At 65.9% G+C, this 13,288-nt stretch carries 14 protein-coding genes; 4 read left to right on the top strand and 10 right to left on the bottom strand.

Annotated features, from left to right (window positions below):
* Positions 1–97: 97 nt before the first annotated feature.
* Both QRO95_RS11375 and QRO95_RS11370 read left to right on the top strand, forming a co-directional pair.
* Positions 98–1,534, top strand: coding sequence for a class A beta-lactamase-related serine hydrolase (locus tag QRO95_RS11375; protein WP_285302578.1), 1,437 nt, complete (start codon positions 98–100; stop codon positions 1,532–1,534).
* A 187-nt stretch (positions 1,535–1,721) separates the two neighbouring features.
* Entirely contained in the window at positions 1,722–3,830 is a 2,109-nt protein-coding gene (locus tag QRO95_RS11370; protein WP_285302577.1) for a TonB-dependent receptor domain-containing protein, read from the top strand.
* Between the two features lie 46 nt (positions 3,831–3,876).
* Here QRO95_RS11370 and QRO95_RS11365 read toward each other — a convergent pair whose 3' ends face one another.
* The 6 genes from QRO95_RS11365 to QRO95_RS11340 all read right to left on the bottom strand — a co-directional run bounded on the left by QRO95_RS11365 (position 3,877) and on the right by QRO95_RS11340 (position 8,123).
* A complete protein-coding gene (locus QRO95_RS11365; protein WP_197615090.1) occupies positions 3,877–4,395 on the bottom strand; it encodes a hypothetical protein in 519 nt (172 codons plus the stop codon).
* 13 nt (positions 4,396–4,408) lie between these two features.
* Positions 4,409–5,281 carry a hypothetical protein gene (locus tag QRO95_RS11360; RefSeq protein WP_285302575.1) on the bottom strand — a complete coding sequence of 291 codons (873 nt, stop codon included), beginning with the start codon at positions 5,279–5,281 and terminating at the stop codon, positions 4,409–4,411.
* Positions 5,281–6,126 (bottom strand): energy transducer TonB, encoded by an 846-nt coding sequence (locus QRO95_RS11355; RefSeq protein ID WP_285302574.1) that lies wholly within the window; start codon positions 6,124–6,126, stop codon positions 5,281–5,283. The genes QRO95_RS11360 and QRO95_RS11355 overlap by 1 nt, the downstream gene beginning before the upstream one ends.
* 52 nt (positions 6,127–6,178) lie before the next feature.
* On the bottom strand, positions 6,179–6,958 hold the full coding sequence (locus QRO95_RS11350; protein ID WP_285302573.1) for a hypothetical protein: 780 nt from the start codon (positions 6,956–6,958) through the stop codon (positions 6,179–6,181).
* A gap of 153 nt (positions 6,959–7,111) precedes the next feature.
* Positions 7,112–7,495 (bottom strand): nuclear transport factor 2 family protein, encoded by a 384-nt coding sequence (locus QRO95_RS11345; protein ID WP_049463189.1) that lies wholly within the window; start codon positions 7,493–7,495, stop codon positions 7,112–7,114.
* A gap of 52 nt (positions 7,496–7,547) precedes the next feature.
* Complete coding sequence (locus tag QRO95_RS11340) at positions 7,548–8,123, bottom strand: TetR/AcrR family transcriptional regulator (RefSeq protein ID WP_049400158.1); 576 nt, start codon at positions 8,121–8,123, stop codon at positions 7,548–7,550.
* Between the two features lie 69 nt (positions 8,124–8,192).
* On the opposite strand from QRO95_RS11340, the gene QRO95_RS11335 reads away from it, so the two are divergent.
* Positions 8,193–8,738: a thioesterase family protein gene (locus QRO95_RS11335; RefSeq protein WP_032127705.1), complete on the top strand. Its 546-nt coding sequence runs from the start codon at positions 8,193–8,195 to the stop codon at positions 8,736–8,738.
* 37 nt (positions 8,739–8,775) lie between these two features.
* Here the strand turns inward: QRO95_RS11335 and QRO95_RS11330 are convergent, their stop codons facing one another.
* Both QRO95_RS11330 and QRO95_RS11325 read right to left on the bottom strand, forming a co-directional pair.
* Positions 8,776–9,174, bottom strand: a complete 399-nt coding sequence (locus QRO95_RS11330) for a hypothetical protein (protein WP_285302572.1) — start codon at positions 9,172–9,174, stop codon at positions 8,776–8,778.
* Positions 9,175–9,275: 101 nt separating this feature from the next.
* Positions 9,276–10,406, bottom strand: coding sequence for an agmatine/peptidylarginine deiminase (locus tag QRO95_RS11325; protein ID WP_121505168.1), 1,131 nt, complete (start codon positions 10,404–10,406; stop codon positions 9,276–9,278).
* Between the two features lie 105 nt (positions 10,407–10,511).
* Between QRO95_RS11325 and QRO95_RS11320 the strand changes: the two genes are divergently transcribed.
* Positions 10,512–11,396 (top strand): LysR family transcriptional regulator, encoded by an 885-nt coding sequence (locus tag QRO95_RS11320; RefSeq protein ID WP_164080423.1) that lies wholly within the window; start codon positions 10,512–10,514, stop codon positions 11,394–11,396.
* Here the strand turns inward: QRO95_RS11320 and QRO95_RS11315 are convergent.
* Entirely contained in the window at positions 11,371–12,159 is a 789-nt protein-coding gene (locus QRO95_RS11315) for an SGNH/GDSL hydrolase family protein (RefSeq protein ID WP_285302571.1), read from the bottom strand. The genes QRO95_RS11320 and QRO95_RS11315 overlap by 26 nt on opposite strands.
* A gap of 49 nt (positions 12,160–12,208) precedes the next feature.
* A complete protein-coding gene (locus QRO95_RS11310) occupies positions 12,209–13,174 on the bottom strand; it encodes a DUF2268 domain-containing putative Zn-dependent protease (RefSeq protein ID WP_032127700.1) in 966 nt (321 codons plus the stop codon).
* Between the last annotated feature and the right edge of the window lie 114 nt (positions 13,175–13,288).

Raw genomic sequence — 13,288 nt, 5'->3', positions numbered from 1 at the left:
CCATTGGAAATTCATTCATTCACATTGCCGCCAGCCCCGCTTGACCCGCTCTCCCGCCGTGACCAACATGCGCCATCACCGCTGACGGATCACCGCGATGTACCGCACCCTTGCTGCCGCATTGCTCTGTGCCCTGTTCGCCGTTCCGATCGCTTCTGCACGTGGCGCTCCCGGCACTCTCTCTGCTCAGCTCGACACCCAACTGCAGGCCAACCGCGAGCGCTACGGCATCGCCGGCCAGGCGGTACTGGTCGCACACAATGGCCAAGTGCTCTACCAGGGCGCCAGCGGCGAGCGCGACCCGGCCACGCATGCACCGGCCACCGTCGATACCATCTTCGCCGCGCAGTCGATGGCCAAGCTGCTGACCAGCACGCTGGTGATGCAACTGGTGGATCAGGGCAAGGTGGATCTGGATGCCCCGGCCAGTCGCTATGTGCCGGACCTGCCATCAGCATGGCAGACCATTCACGTACGCGATTTCCTCAACCACAGCTCGGGTATCGGCGAGTATTACGACCGGGTGGACAACCGCTGGGTGAGCAAGGGCTACACCGGAGTGGCGCCGGACCTTGCAGCAGCGCTGAAGGTGGCCGGCGCGACACCGATGCAGTTTGTCACCGGCAGCCGCGTGCAGTACACCCAGGCCAACTACCTGGTGCTGACCGCCTTGCTGGAAGCGCATTACCGCAAGCCCTACCCGGCCATCGCGCGCGAACGCATCCTGCTGCCATTGAAGATGACCAGTACCTCGTGGGGCATCACCAGCGTGCCGGCGCAGCGCGCGGCGGTGCCGTACATCGGCAAAGACGGCGCATTGCAGCCGGCCAATGAAGCCCCCTGGCCGAACTACGGTTGGGGACACGCCGACCTGCAGACCACCGTGGGCGACATGAACCGTTTCCTGCAGGCGCTGGCGACCGGCAAGCTGCTGCGCACGGCGACCCTGGAAAAACTCTGGCAGCCGCAGAAACTGGCCGGCGGTGGCAGCAATTTCTTCTCCACCGGTTGGGATACCACCCGCAGCGACGGCTACACCCAGGTCGGCCACGATGGCGGCACCCGTGTACGTGCGCGGCTGGCCTACAAGGGCACGCTGGCCAACGGCTACTGGGTGTTCGTGTACCTGACCAACGGCAGCGCACGCAATGTCTGGTCGAGCACGCTGGTGGAGAGCACGATGGCGGTCGCCGCACCGCGGGAGTTCCCGCATGCGGTGCTGTCCGAGCGGCTGATCGCGTATGCGCTGGATGACAGTGAGGATGCGGCAGAAGCAGTGCATCGCTGGCTGCGCGACAGCAATAAGGTTGCTGCCAGCGAACTGGAACGCGCGATCAATGCCGATGCGTACGCGGTCCGCGAAAGCCTCGGGGCACGCAAGGCGGTGAAGGTGTTCGCTCTCAATACCGAGCTGTATCCGAATTCGGCCAATGCGTGGGACAGCCTCGCGGAATGCCACGCCGCGCTGGGTGAGAGGGAAACGGCTGACCGGCTGTATGCAAAGGCCAAGGCGCTGGCGAAGCCGGCTCTGTAGAGTCGAGCCGTGCTCGACTCCGGGACACAGAGGCAGTCGAGCAAGGCTCGACTCTACAGAAAGCGAAAGACAGTCGAGCAAGCTCGACTCTACAAGGAGCGCGGGCGGCCATACGCCGCCGATGGGTGACGTGACGTCGCCGACCTGTTAACTTGCGCGCCACTTTCGTGGTTTACAGCATTCCCGCATGTCGCTCTCGTCGTACCGCCCCGCCCCGTCGCTGTTGTTCCTGGCCGTTTCTCTTGGCCTCTCCTCCACCGCCGCTGCGGCCCCGCAGGCCACCACGCTGGATGCGGTGCAGGTCACCGCCGCCGATGCCAGCGCCCAGGCGCGCGAGGCGCTGAAGCGCGTACCCGGCGCCAGCAACGTCATCGACGTGGCCAAGGCGGACAGCCGGCTGTCCAGCAGTGCCGATGTGCTGGCCTACCAGCCGGGCATCAGCGCGCAGTCGCCGGGCAACGAAGGCACCAAGATTTCGATCCGTGGCTCAGGCATCAACCGGGGCCCGGGCGCGCATGCCTCGGGTATTGCGGTGTCGATCGACGGCCTGCCACTGACCGGCCCGGGCGGCACGCCCTACGAGCTGCTGGAATCGCTGTGGCTGTCCCGCGTGGAAGTACTGCGCGGCGCCAACGGTTTCGAGCATGGCGCGCTGGCACTGGGCGGTGCCATCGACTACATCAGCCGCAGCGGCCGTGATTCGGCGGGCGTGCAGCTGCACTACGAAGCCGGCAGCCGTGGCTACCAGAAGCGCGGCATCAGCTGGGGCGGCGTCAGTGGCGATGTCGATTACTTCCTGGCCTACACCGATACCGAGTTCGATGGCTATCAGCGCCATGCGCGCGGCGACGGCAAGGGCGCGATGGCCAACATCGGCTGGCAGATCACGCCCGACCTGCAGACACGCTTCTTCGTGCGCTACCGCGAAACCAATCACGAAACACCCGGTCGCCTGACCCGCGATCAGATCCGCAATGACCCGCACGCGGCGAACCCAGCCAACCTGGCCATCGATGCACGTCGCCCGCAGCCCGGCAGCACGTGGGTGGGCAACGTCACCACGCTGCAGATCGATGAGGATTCCTCGCTGCAGGCGGGACTGGTCTATCACAAGTACCCGATGGACTTGAACGAGAGCCTGTACCGCCAGCAGCTGGACTACGCCAACCTCAACGCCACACTGGACTACCGCCACCGCCACCGGCTGTTCGGCCTGGACAGCGAAACCACGGTCGGCCTGCGCGTCACCCACGATCTGGACGCCGATGTGCGCGAGTCGCTGCGTTTTGCCAGCAACGGCTATGCCGCCGGCACGCGCACACGTGACTTCCGCCACCACGGCACCGACAGCACCCTGCACGTCAGCAACACCCTCTCCTTCAATGACCGCCTGCGCATGCAGACCGGGCTGGCGCTGATCAACACCCGCCGCGATGTGCAGGTGACCTGGCCAATCAGCGGCGGCCGCCTGCGCGACCGCGACTGGGACTACGCGCCCCGACTGGGCTTCACCTGGCAGCACAGCGCGCAGACCCAGTGGTTCGGCAACCTCAGCCGCTCGGTGGAAGCACCGCATCCGTGGTCGATGATCTGGGGTTCCAACCAGTACTTCGGGCCGGGCAATGGCCCGTCCACCGGCCGCCAGCGCGCGCCGGTACCGATGCAGAACCAGACCGCCACCACGCTGGAACTGGGCGCGCGCGGTGACGCGGCGCTGGGCCGCTGGGAACTGACCGGTTACTACGCACACGTGAACAACGAACTGCTGAGCGTCGAGCTGCAGCCGGTGCCGAACCTGTTCATCGCCGAGAACAACGCCAGCCCCACCGTGCACCGCGGCATCGAAGCCGGATTGGACAGCACCCTGTGGCAGACTGCACCGGGCCGCGTGTCGCTGCGCCAGGCGTACACCTTCAGCGACTTCCGCTATCGCCACGATGCGCGTTTCGGCAGCAACCGCCTGCCCGGCCTGCCGCGCCACGCTTACCAGGCCGAGCTGCGCTTCGATCACGCGTCCGGCCTGTACGCTGCGCTCAATACCGAATACGCCTCGCGCATCGCCGTGGACTACGCCAATAGCTACTGGGCCGACAGCCATGTGATCTTCGGCAGCCGCATCGGCTACGACGCACCCGGCGGTCGCTGGCAGGCCTGGGCGGAGATGCGCAACATCGGCAACCGCCACTACGCCGCCACGGTCACGCCGGGCTACAACGATGCCGGCAAGGATATTGCCCGCTCGACGCCGGGCGAAGGCCGTGGCATCTACGCTGGTGTGCGTTTGCGCTTTGACTGATGACCGCAGGCGGCGCCGGGTGTGATCCAGCGCCGCCGTTTCAATGTCAGCTGATGCGCCACGCCGGCAGGCGCTCGCTGCGTTTCCAGATGGAAGGCGCGAAGCCGATCAGCACCATCGCCGCCAGCCACTTCGGTGAGGTAGTGAGCAGTGTCGATGTGAGCGAGCCATCGACGGGGGCGGCCATTTCCTGCCACGGGTTGTAGCCCAGGTAGACGACGCTGCCAGCCCACCACAGCAACGCCACACCGACACCCACCAGCAACAGGGCCAGCGTGCGGCAGGTCCATCGTTGCGAGGTGGTGCCCCATTCGCGGGATACCGCCACCAGCAGGCCCACCACCAGCAGCGAAATCAGGGCCACCAGGCCGATATCGACCTTGGGCCCAATACGCTCATAAGTGCAGGTGCGGCATTGCGCCTCTTCCGCGGCAGTAGCGGCTTCGGCGCCATCGGCCTGCCCGGCTGCAGGCTGTGCCAGTGCTGCAAACGGCAACAACACAGCCAGCAGCGTCACCATGATCCAACGAAACAACATCCTGTTCCTGCGTGCAGCGACATCCATGCGCTCTTCCTCGTCAGTGGTTGTACGTCCAGGGCCGCAGTACGCGGCCGTCCCATACGCCGCCCAGACCCCGTTCCGGGGGTTCGGCCATCCAGCGTCCTTGTTCCCGATGCAGTACGACAAGCTCCCGGTAGACGAAATCGTCGGAACACGAATCCCAGGCGACCGCGATCATAGCCCACTGCCCATCGACGCTGAAAACGGGCCGGGTCAGATAGACGACGTGGTCGTATGTCCGAGTCGGCCGATGCACCGTTGTCCCGCACCCCTGCTCCCGCAGCGCTCGAAGCCCCGCGCTGTCCATCCGCTGCGCACCGGCCAATGCGGCCGCAGGCACTGGCGTGGAACGGTGATTGGCGGGAACCAGGTCCGCCTGCAGCTGCAACCGCAGCGCATGGATGTCCTGGGGCCACCAATCGTCCAGCGGCAGGACCAGATCGTCCACCTCCTGGCAGGTGGAGGCACTGCTGCCCGGCCAGCAATAGGGCAAGGTCTGCTCCATCACGTAGATGTCCTCCCCCACCGGGTCGGTCAACTGTGGCTGCTCCTGCGGGCGCCATCGATCGACGCGCGTGGACGGCGTCTGCGGTGCGGTGGGCACCTCGCTCAGCGGCGATGGCAGAACTGGTGTTGGCTGCGGCTCTGGCGGGGGTGGAGGGGGGAAAGGCGGCCTCTGCCGGATCGCCAGCGCCATCGCCTCCGCCTCCATCTGCGCCGTTCCCAGGTTGACCAATGGCGGACCGATCGCCTGCTGCCACCTCGGGCGCAGGCTGCAGACTCCGGCCATGAGAGCCAAAGCCGACAGCGCCGCCGCCAACGACGCAATGCGTCGCCAGACGATCCGTTGTTGGCAGTCACGGTCCGGCTTGAACGAGGTATCTGTCATCACGACTCCGGCAACGCGGGCCACAGGCCGTGGCCAAAGCTCATATAGCGGACAGGATCCACTCGAACACGCTCCCATCCGCCCTTGCTGCGGTGCAGAAGGTAGAGGGCGCGCATCGCCGTTCCTCCACTGCACAGATCCGAGGCGATCGATGCCATTGCCCAGTTCCCGTCCAGGCTGAACACAGGACGCTGCAGATAGACAACGCCCAGATCCGGATTGCCCCGGCCACCCGTGCATCCCTCGACGCCGCGTGCGCGCCGTTGCTGAAGCTCGTCCCACGTCATCCGTTGCGCTCGCACATGTGCAAGCTCAAACGCGAGGTCGGGTACGCGTACAGCCCGGCGGTTCGCAACCTGCAGCACCGCCTCCAGATGCTGCTGAAGTTGAAAGGACGCCGCACTGTCATCATCGCGCCACTCGACGACGCTGTGACGAACCTGGCAGACCGGGACGGGGTCTCCTTCACCGCAGGAAGGCGCAGTCCATTCCATCACTGCAAATGGCATGTCGGGTTCCCAGCCGCGCGGCTCGAAGTGTGCTGGCGCGACATCTGCCAGTGGCACCTCCGCGGTCGCGAACCCACTGTTGCCGGTCAGCATCGGGGAGGAGACTGCCTTCATTGGAATCGGTGGTACTGGCGGCTTTCCTGGCGGTGTCGGTCGCAGGTCGATGAGCTCTGCCATCACCTCGGCCTGCATCCGTGCCGTTCCCAGATTGATCGGAGGCGGGCTGACATCCTGCCGCCACTGCGGGCGCACGCTGGCCATCAGCGCTGCGCCAGCAGCCACGAACAGGACGACCGCTGTCGTCAGGATGCGCTTCCGTGCAATGCGCTGTCGCATGAAGCTCCTCGAAGAAATGAAGCAGGTTGGGATATCGGCCGGGAACGTGGCGCTACAGCGCTTGAATGACCTGCAGCAGGTGGGTCGCTCCTGGCGCCAGCGCCTGCGCAAGCCAACCCAGCACAGCAAAGAACAGCAGCAGGCCGAGCAGCGGCCAGATCGTGTGCGTCACGCATACCCGCCACCATCCCTGCTCCTGCATGCCCTGCATGCGCCGGTACAGGCCACCGGCGATGGCGGCGTCCACCAGCAGCTCGGCCATCATCACCGGCGCCGCCCACACCACCCACACGCTGGCCAGCAGGACGGTCGCCACCAGCGCGACGATGCCGAGGATCGCGAGCAACGGCAGGCCCGCTTCGTCTTCGGCCAGGCCGGTCAACGGCAGCTCACCGGCATCGCCGCCGCTGACCCGCGCCGACTCATTCCACGAAGCTGACGCGCCGCCACCTCCGGAACGGCCACCGATGCCGTTCCACGGTGATTCCACGGCACTTCCGCGAGGCGATGGGCTGCCACTACCCACATCCGCCGACAGGCCATCCAGCACGTTGTCCCAGCGCCAGCGGATCCAGATCCACATCAGCAGCAGGAACACGCCATAGGCCAACAGCACGGCCATCGGGTAGCGAAGCAGCATTGCGTCGATACCGGCCAGACGCAGCAGATGCGAGGCAAGGAAACCGGCCGCACCGGTCAGGGCCACGATCAATGCCATCTGCAGGCGCGGCCAGCCGCGTTGCTGCAGATGCTGCCGCGCGCGCACGACTTCACTGCCGCGGTTCATCGGCAACTTCAACGGGCTGCGTGAAAAGAAACGGGTGCGTTTCATCGGCGCCGCTGGATGCCGAAGATCGTGCAGCGTGGAAGCTCGAAAACCTGATACTGCATGCGGACGTCCTTGCCGGGCACGCGTAAGCGGTGGTGGGCGGATTCTACCGCGGGCAGGTCCGCTGTCCAGACGGCGGACCTGTGCCATCGATCCTCAGCTGCGGTCGATGATCCGCACGATGCGACCGTCCTCAAAAGCGAACTCGCTGCGTCCCTGCAGGGCCAGTTCCGTGCCCGCACTGGGACCATCGGGAATGTCCTGCGCGAACACGCCACGCCAGCCGATCCTGGCCAGCGCCATGCCATCCTCGAAGGTCAACTCGAGCAACCGCTGCTCGCGCTCGCGGAACAGCGGCGCCGATTGCCGTGCCAGTTCGCCGAAGGCATCGATGCCTTCGGTGACCATCGTCAGCTGGCTGCCGCTGTGGTTCTCGAAACGCACGTTATGCGCCAGCACCGCCAGCATGGCGTCGATGTCGAAGCGGTTGTAGGCCTGCAGGTAGTGCTCGATCAGGTGGCGGCAGTGCGATTCGTCCATGGCGGCGTCCAGTCAGGGCCTGCGCCGAGTCTCCCGCGACCGTGCCGCCGGATCAAGGCCGCGCGGCGGCTTTCAACAACTGCGCGGCCACCTGGTCGAACGGGGCGATGTCCTGCAGTGCGCGGCACATCGCCACCGCACCTTCCACGCTGGCGATCACCAGACTGGCCAGCCCACCCGCGGCGGCCGGATCGTGTCCGTCGGCGACGAACGCTGCGGCCAGATGGCCCTGCCAGCGCGCGAATACCTCTGCAGCTGCCGCGCGCGGCTGGCTCGGTACGGCCTCCACCGGCTCCTCCACCGCAGCGGCCAGCACCGGGCAGCCGGCGCGGAACCCGGAGCGCAGCAGGCGCTCGCGCCACATCGTCAGGAACTGCTGCAGGCCCTGCACCGCCCCACCCTTCAGCAGTTCCACCAGCAACGCTTCGACCTTGTCGCCGGCCATGTGGGTGGCACGCGCCAACAGCTCCTGCTTGCCGCCCGGAAAGTGGTGATAGGTGGAGCCCAGCGGTGCCTCGGCCAGCTTGGTCACCTCACGGATGCTGGTGGCATTGAGACCCACGCGCGCCAGCATCTGTGCCGCAGCATCAATCACGCGTTGTGGCGCATCAGAGGGACGCGGGCTCACGGCAGGCTCCTTGCCAGGACAGTCGTCATAGATTAGCGTACCGGCGATTCTATAACAGTCGTCATAACCATGAATCTCTGGTTCCGCCTGCTCCACCTGCTGCTGTGCAGCCTGTTCCGGCCCAAGCTGGAGGCCCCGTTCGGGGTCTCGCGGCTGCAGTTCCGGGTACTGCCCAATGACCTGGACAGCAACCTGCACATGACCAACGGCCGCTACTGGAACATCTTCGACCTGGGCCGGCTGGACCTGATCCTGCGCATGGGCCTGGGCCGGGTGGCGCTGCGCGAGAAGTGGGCACCGATCGTCGGCGCCGGCACCATCCAGTTCCGCCGCGAACTCAAGCCATTCCAGCGCTTCACCCTGGAAACGCGGCTGGTCGGCTGGGTCGGTTCGCGCGGCATCATGGAGCAGCGCGTGCTGATCGGTACCGAGCAGAAGATCGCCACCCGTGCACTGCTGGTCACCGGCATCTACGACCGTCGCGCGCGGCAGTTCCTGGGCATGCCGAAGATGATGGAAGCGATCGGCGTGGTCGCCCCGCCGTCGCCGCCGCTCAGTGCGGCCGCCGAGGCGCTGCTGGCTGCCGATGCGGCGTTGAAGCAGGACGACGCCTGAGCGCGCTGGATGTGCGCGCCATGCAGGTGCTGCCGCCTCAGTCCGGCAGCCGCAAAACTCCGACCACACCACAGGCGACGCCTGCCAGCAGGATCGAGTAGATCAACCACACCGGCCCACCCTGCGAATAGCCGAAGATCACCCATGCCTCACGGATCGGACGGCGGGTCATCCAGGGAATCAGCAGCAGCGCCAACAGCGGCAGACCGCAACTCATGCCGGCTGCCAGCAGCAATGGAAGTGAATCCGTACTGGCGTAGTGACCCAACGGCCAGATCAACAGGCCGCTGATCAACCCGAGCAGGAAAAGCGCGTTTGCACTCCAGATGGAAGCGCGATGGCGGCGTCGCAGGTAGACCAGACTACGGCCGCGGTAGTGACTGGGAAGTCGATCGGCAGCTCGCCGTGCAATCATCGTGGCGATACTGCCGCCCACCAATCCACTCCATATGCCCGTATCCAGATCCATCTGCTCCCCCGAGCATGTGTACCTGGAGCATCATGACATGACCTCCGGCGCGTCAACGCAACAGTGGACTACACCTTCGGCATGTTCTTGGTCACGCAATGGATGCCGCCACCGCCGCCCGCGATGGCATCGATATCCACCTGCTCGATCACGCGGCCGGGATACATGTCTTCCAGTAGTTCGCGGCAGAATCCATCGGCTTCGTCGTCTCCGAACTGCGGCGCGACCACTGCGCCGTTGATCGGCAGGTAGTTGATGTAGCCCATCGCCAGATCGTCGTTGTCGCGCGTATGCACGTTATCGCGCCCGTCCAGCGGCGGCGGCAGCGTATGCACCTGCAGGCGACGGCCATCGGCATCGGTGGCCCCGCGCAGGATCCGCAGATGCTCGCGGGTCAGGTCGTAATCGTAGGACTCCGGATCGTTGTCCAGATTGGCGATCACCACGCCCGGGCGTACGAAGCGCGCATAGAAGTCCACGTGCGCATCGGTGATGTCCTTGCCGGCGATGCCGGGCAGCCAGATCACCTTGCGCAGGCCCAGGTGATGCTTCAGCTCGGCCTCGATATCCGCGCGCGACCAGTCCGGATTGCGGTTGCGGTTGACCCAGCAGCTTTCGGTGAGGATGGCCGTGCCATGGCCATCGACTTCGATGCCACCGCCCTCGCCCACCAGATCGCTTTCCAGCAGCGTCGCGCCAGTCACCTGCGCCAGCCACGGCGCCACCGCGCCATCGTTGCGCGCGCTCTGCTTGCCGCCCCAGCCATTGAAGTTGAAGTCGACCAGGCCCAGCCCGCCCTGGCCATCGGTGACGAAGCACCCACCATAGTCGCGCACCCAGATGTCATCCAGCGGCACCTCGAGGAACTCGATGTTGTCGCGGCCACAGCGATCCTGCGCCTGCTTCAACTGCGCCGGGCGGCACAGCACGCTGACCGGCTGGTGGCGCGCGATGGTACGGGCCAACCGCGCCACGGCGGTGTTCACCGCATCGGCCTGCGCGCCCCACACCCGCGGCTGCGCGGCGAAGGCAAGGAACACGCGTTCCTGTGGGCCGTGCTCGTCCGGCATGCGCCAAGTCCCCGCACCTGGCCCTGCTGCGGCCACGCGACCCGGCAGCCCGGCCAGGCCCAGAGCAGCCAGGCCGCCAAGACCGGCGGCGCCCGCCAGCTGGGTGAGGAAGTGACGACGGTTGCTCATGACAGGCTCCATGGCCGGTGTGGGATGGGCGCTATGCTGCGCTTGCCGACACATAAGAACAAACGATAGATTCAACCATCAATTGAACAGTTTTACTTATCTTAAATGCTCAAGCACTGGCCACCACTGAACGCGCTACGGGGTTTCGAGGCTGCGGCCCGGCTGGGCAGTTTCCACCGTGCGGCGGAGGAACTGCACCTGACCCAGTCGGCCATCAGCCAGCAGATCCGGGGTCTGGAAGCGTCGCTGCAGCAGCCGTTGTTCTTCCGGCAGGGCCGCAGCGTCACCCTCACCGATGCCGGCATCGACCTGCTGGAAACAACGCAGGCGCTGCTGCGGCAGCTGGCCAGCGGCATCCGCCGGCTCGATCAGTACCGCAAGCCCAATCAACTGATCGTCAACGCCAGCCCGGCCTTTGCTCGGCATTGGCTGGTGCCACGCCTGGCCAGCTTTCACCGGCTGCATCCCGACGCCGATCTGTGGCTGCTGACCAGCGAGGAAGCGCCGGACATGACCACGCAGACGCTGGACGTAGCGGTACGTGATGACCTCGACTCACAGGCGCAGTGCCAGCATCGCGTGCTGCTGCAGGACCGCCTCTATCCGGCCTGCCATCCGGCCCTGCTCGCCACACCGGCGCACGAACGCCTCACCCTGCATGGCGAGCGCGAGATGGACTGGAGCCAATGGCAGGTGCAGGGTGGCGCCGATGTCGGCCAGCGCCGCGAGGGAATGAATTTCTCCGAGCCCGGGCAGTTGCTGGATGCCGCGTGCCAAGGGCTGGGTATCGCCTTGGTCAGCGAGCTGCTGGCAGCCCGAGCCTGCGAACAAGGCCTGCTGCAACCATTGGATGATGCACGCGTGCGCGGCCCCCGCTGGAGTTGGCTGGTACATGAGGAGAGTGCAACCGATCCGCTGGTGATCAGTTTCTGCGAGTGGCTGCTGGCAAGCCTGCCCGGCGGAGCTACTTCTGCTGCAGCGCGCGCTTGACCGCCGCCTCGGCCAACGGCGCCATCACCGCATAGCCCTTCGCCGTAGGATGCACGCCGTCCTCCGCCAACTGCGGGTCCAGTCCGCCGATCGCATTGGCCATCGGCGTGTAGTAGTCCAGATAGACCAGCTGCTGTGCATCGGCATAGCGCTTCAATGCCGTGTTCAATGCACGCACCTTGGGCGCAGGTGCTGTGCCCGGCAGCCACGGGTAATCGCTGACCGGCAGCACTGATGCCAGCACTACGCCGATGCCATGTGCACGGGCAAGGTCCACCATCGCGTGCAGGTTGTCTTCGATCATCGCCTGCGTGGATGGGCCGGTGTTGCCGGCAATGTCGTTGGTGCCGGCCAGGATCACCACCACCTGTGGCTTCAGTGCCAGCACGTCCTGCGGGAAACGCACCAGCATCTGCGCCGTGGTCTGGCCGCTGATGCCGCGGTTGAGCCAGCCCTTGCCGGGGAAGAAACCGGCACTGCCTTCCCTGCCCCAACCTTCGGTGATGGAGTCACCGAAGAACACCACGCGCGGCTGGCCGGGCACCGCATCAGGTAGGCGCGCATTGGCATCACGATAGCGTTGCAGCTCCGGCCAATCGGCCAGGCGCTGCTGCATGAAGCGCACTTCGTCGGGGCGTAGCTGGTCGATGGGCGTCTGCAGCAGCGGGTTGACTGCGACGGCCTCAGCGGCGCCCAGCGGAGAAGCCAACGCGAGGCCCAACGCCACGACAGTGGCAGTGGCAAGCTCAACAGGTCCACGCATGCGGGTACTCCTGAAATCATCTTCAGCAGTCTAACGCCCCACCCTGTGCTCAGCGTGCAGCCGTACGCGCCGCCACACCCGTGACTTTCGCCGGCATCCACATGCCCGGCGTCCAGCCGCTGGCGGCCAGGATCGCCTTCGGGTTGTCCTGCTGGATCAGCGCACGCACCGCGTCACGCTTGTTCTTGGCCTGCAGGTAATAGGCCTTGGCGATGCGGTATCCCACCCAGTACCCGAGGTCATAGGGCTCCTGCGAACCGGGCTTGTAGTTGTACAGCCACGGCGACAGATCGGTGCTGTCCAGATCCAGCGCGAATGCGCTTTCGATATGCACTTCCCGACCACGGGTCCAGGCCGCATGGCGCCCGTTGCCGACGTTGCCGGAAATCAGTTCGGCGATGAACTCAGCAATGCCCTCGCCCAACGAAACACGCAGCACCGTCGCATGCGGGTCGCCCGGCTCGAAGTCGGTCAGGCCGGTCTGCTGGATGTGCACGTACTCGTGCGCGATCACATGCACGAAGCGGTCCTGCACATTGGGATTCATGAAATCGGCTGCGCACAGCGCTTCCAGGCCGATGATCACGCCGCTTTTCGAGGTCAACCCTACCGGACGACCACGGCCGACGGCGATGGTCACCGGCGGAAACGCAGCCTGCGGATAGATGGCCTGCAGGTTGGAAAACACCTGCGTCAGACGTTGTTTCACCGCCGGCAGTTCGGCCAGGCAGCTTCGCCCCTGCACATACAGCTCCGGCTGGCTGGCGATGGACTCGGCAATGCGCTCGGGGGTGACCCGGCGCGCCTTGGCCAGCTCGGCCAGGCCCGCCGAACCCTCGGCCATGTAGCCACGCAACTGCGCAACGCTGGGTTTGCCACCTGCGTTGTCGTACAGCGCGTAGAAACGGCTGACATCGTCAGTGACAATCTGCGGCCCGGCCGGTGCCGCCGCCGTGGCCATGCCAACCACCCCGGCACAGGCCAGGGCCAACAGGCCGCGCAGGATCATGGACATCGCTCCGTCCTTGGTGGAGTGCATGCGAAGCGCGCAATCTATCACTCCGGCCCGGCCGCCGCAGCAAGCAGATGCGGGCACCCCGGCGCTGTGCCAGACTCGCGTTGGCACCTG

It is taken from the genome of Stenotrophomonas maltophilia group sp. Smal13, assembly GCF_030236855.1.
Classification (GTDB): Bacteria; Pseudomonadota; Gammaproteobacteria; order Xanthomonadales; family Xanthomonadaceae; genus Stenotrophomonas; species Stenotrophomonas maltophilia_A.
Note: the sequence above shows the minus strand (reverse complement) of the source record. Positions and strands in the feature narration are given on the sequence as shown.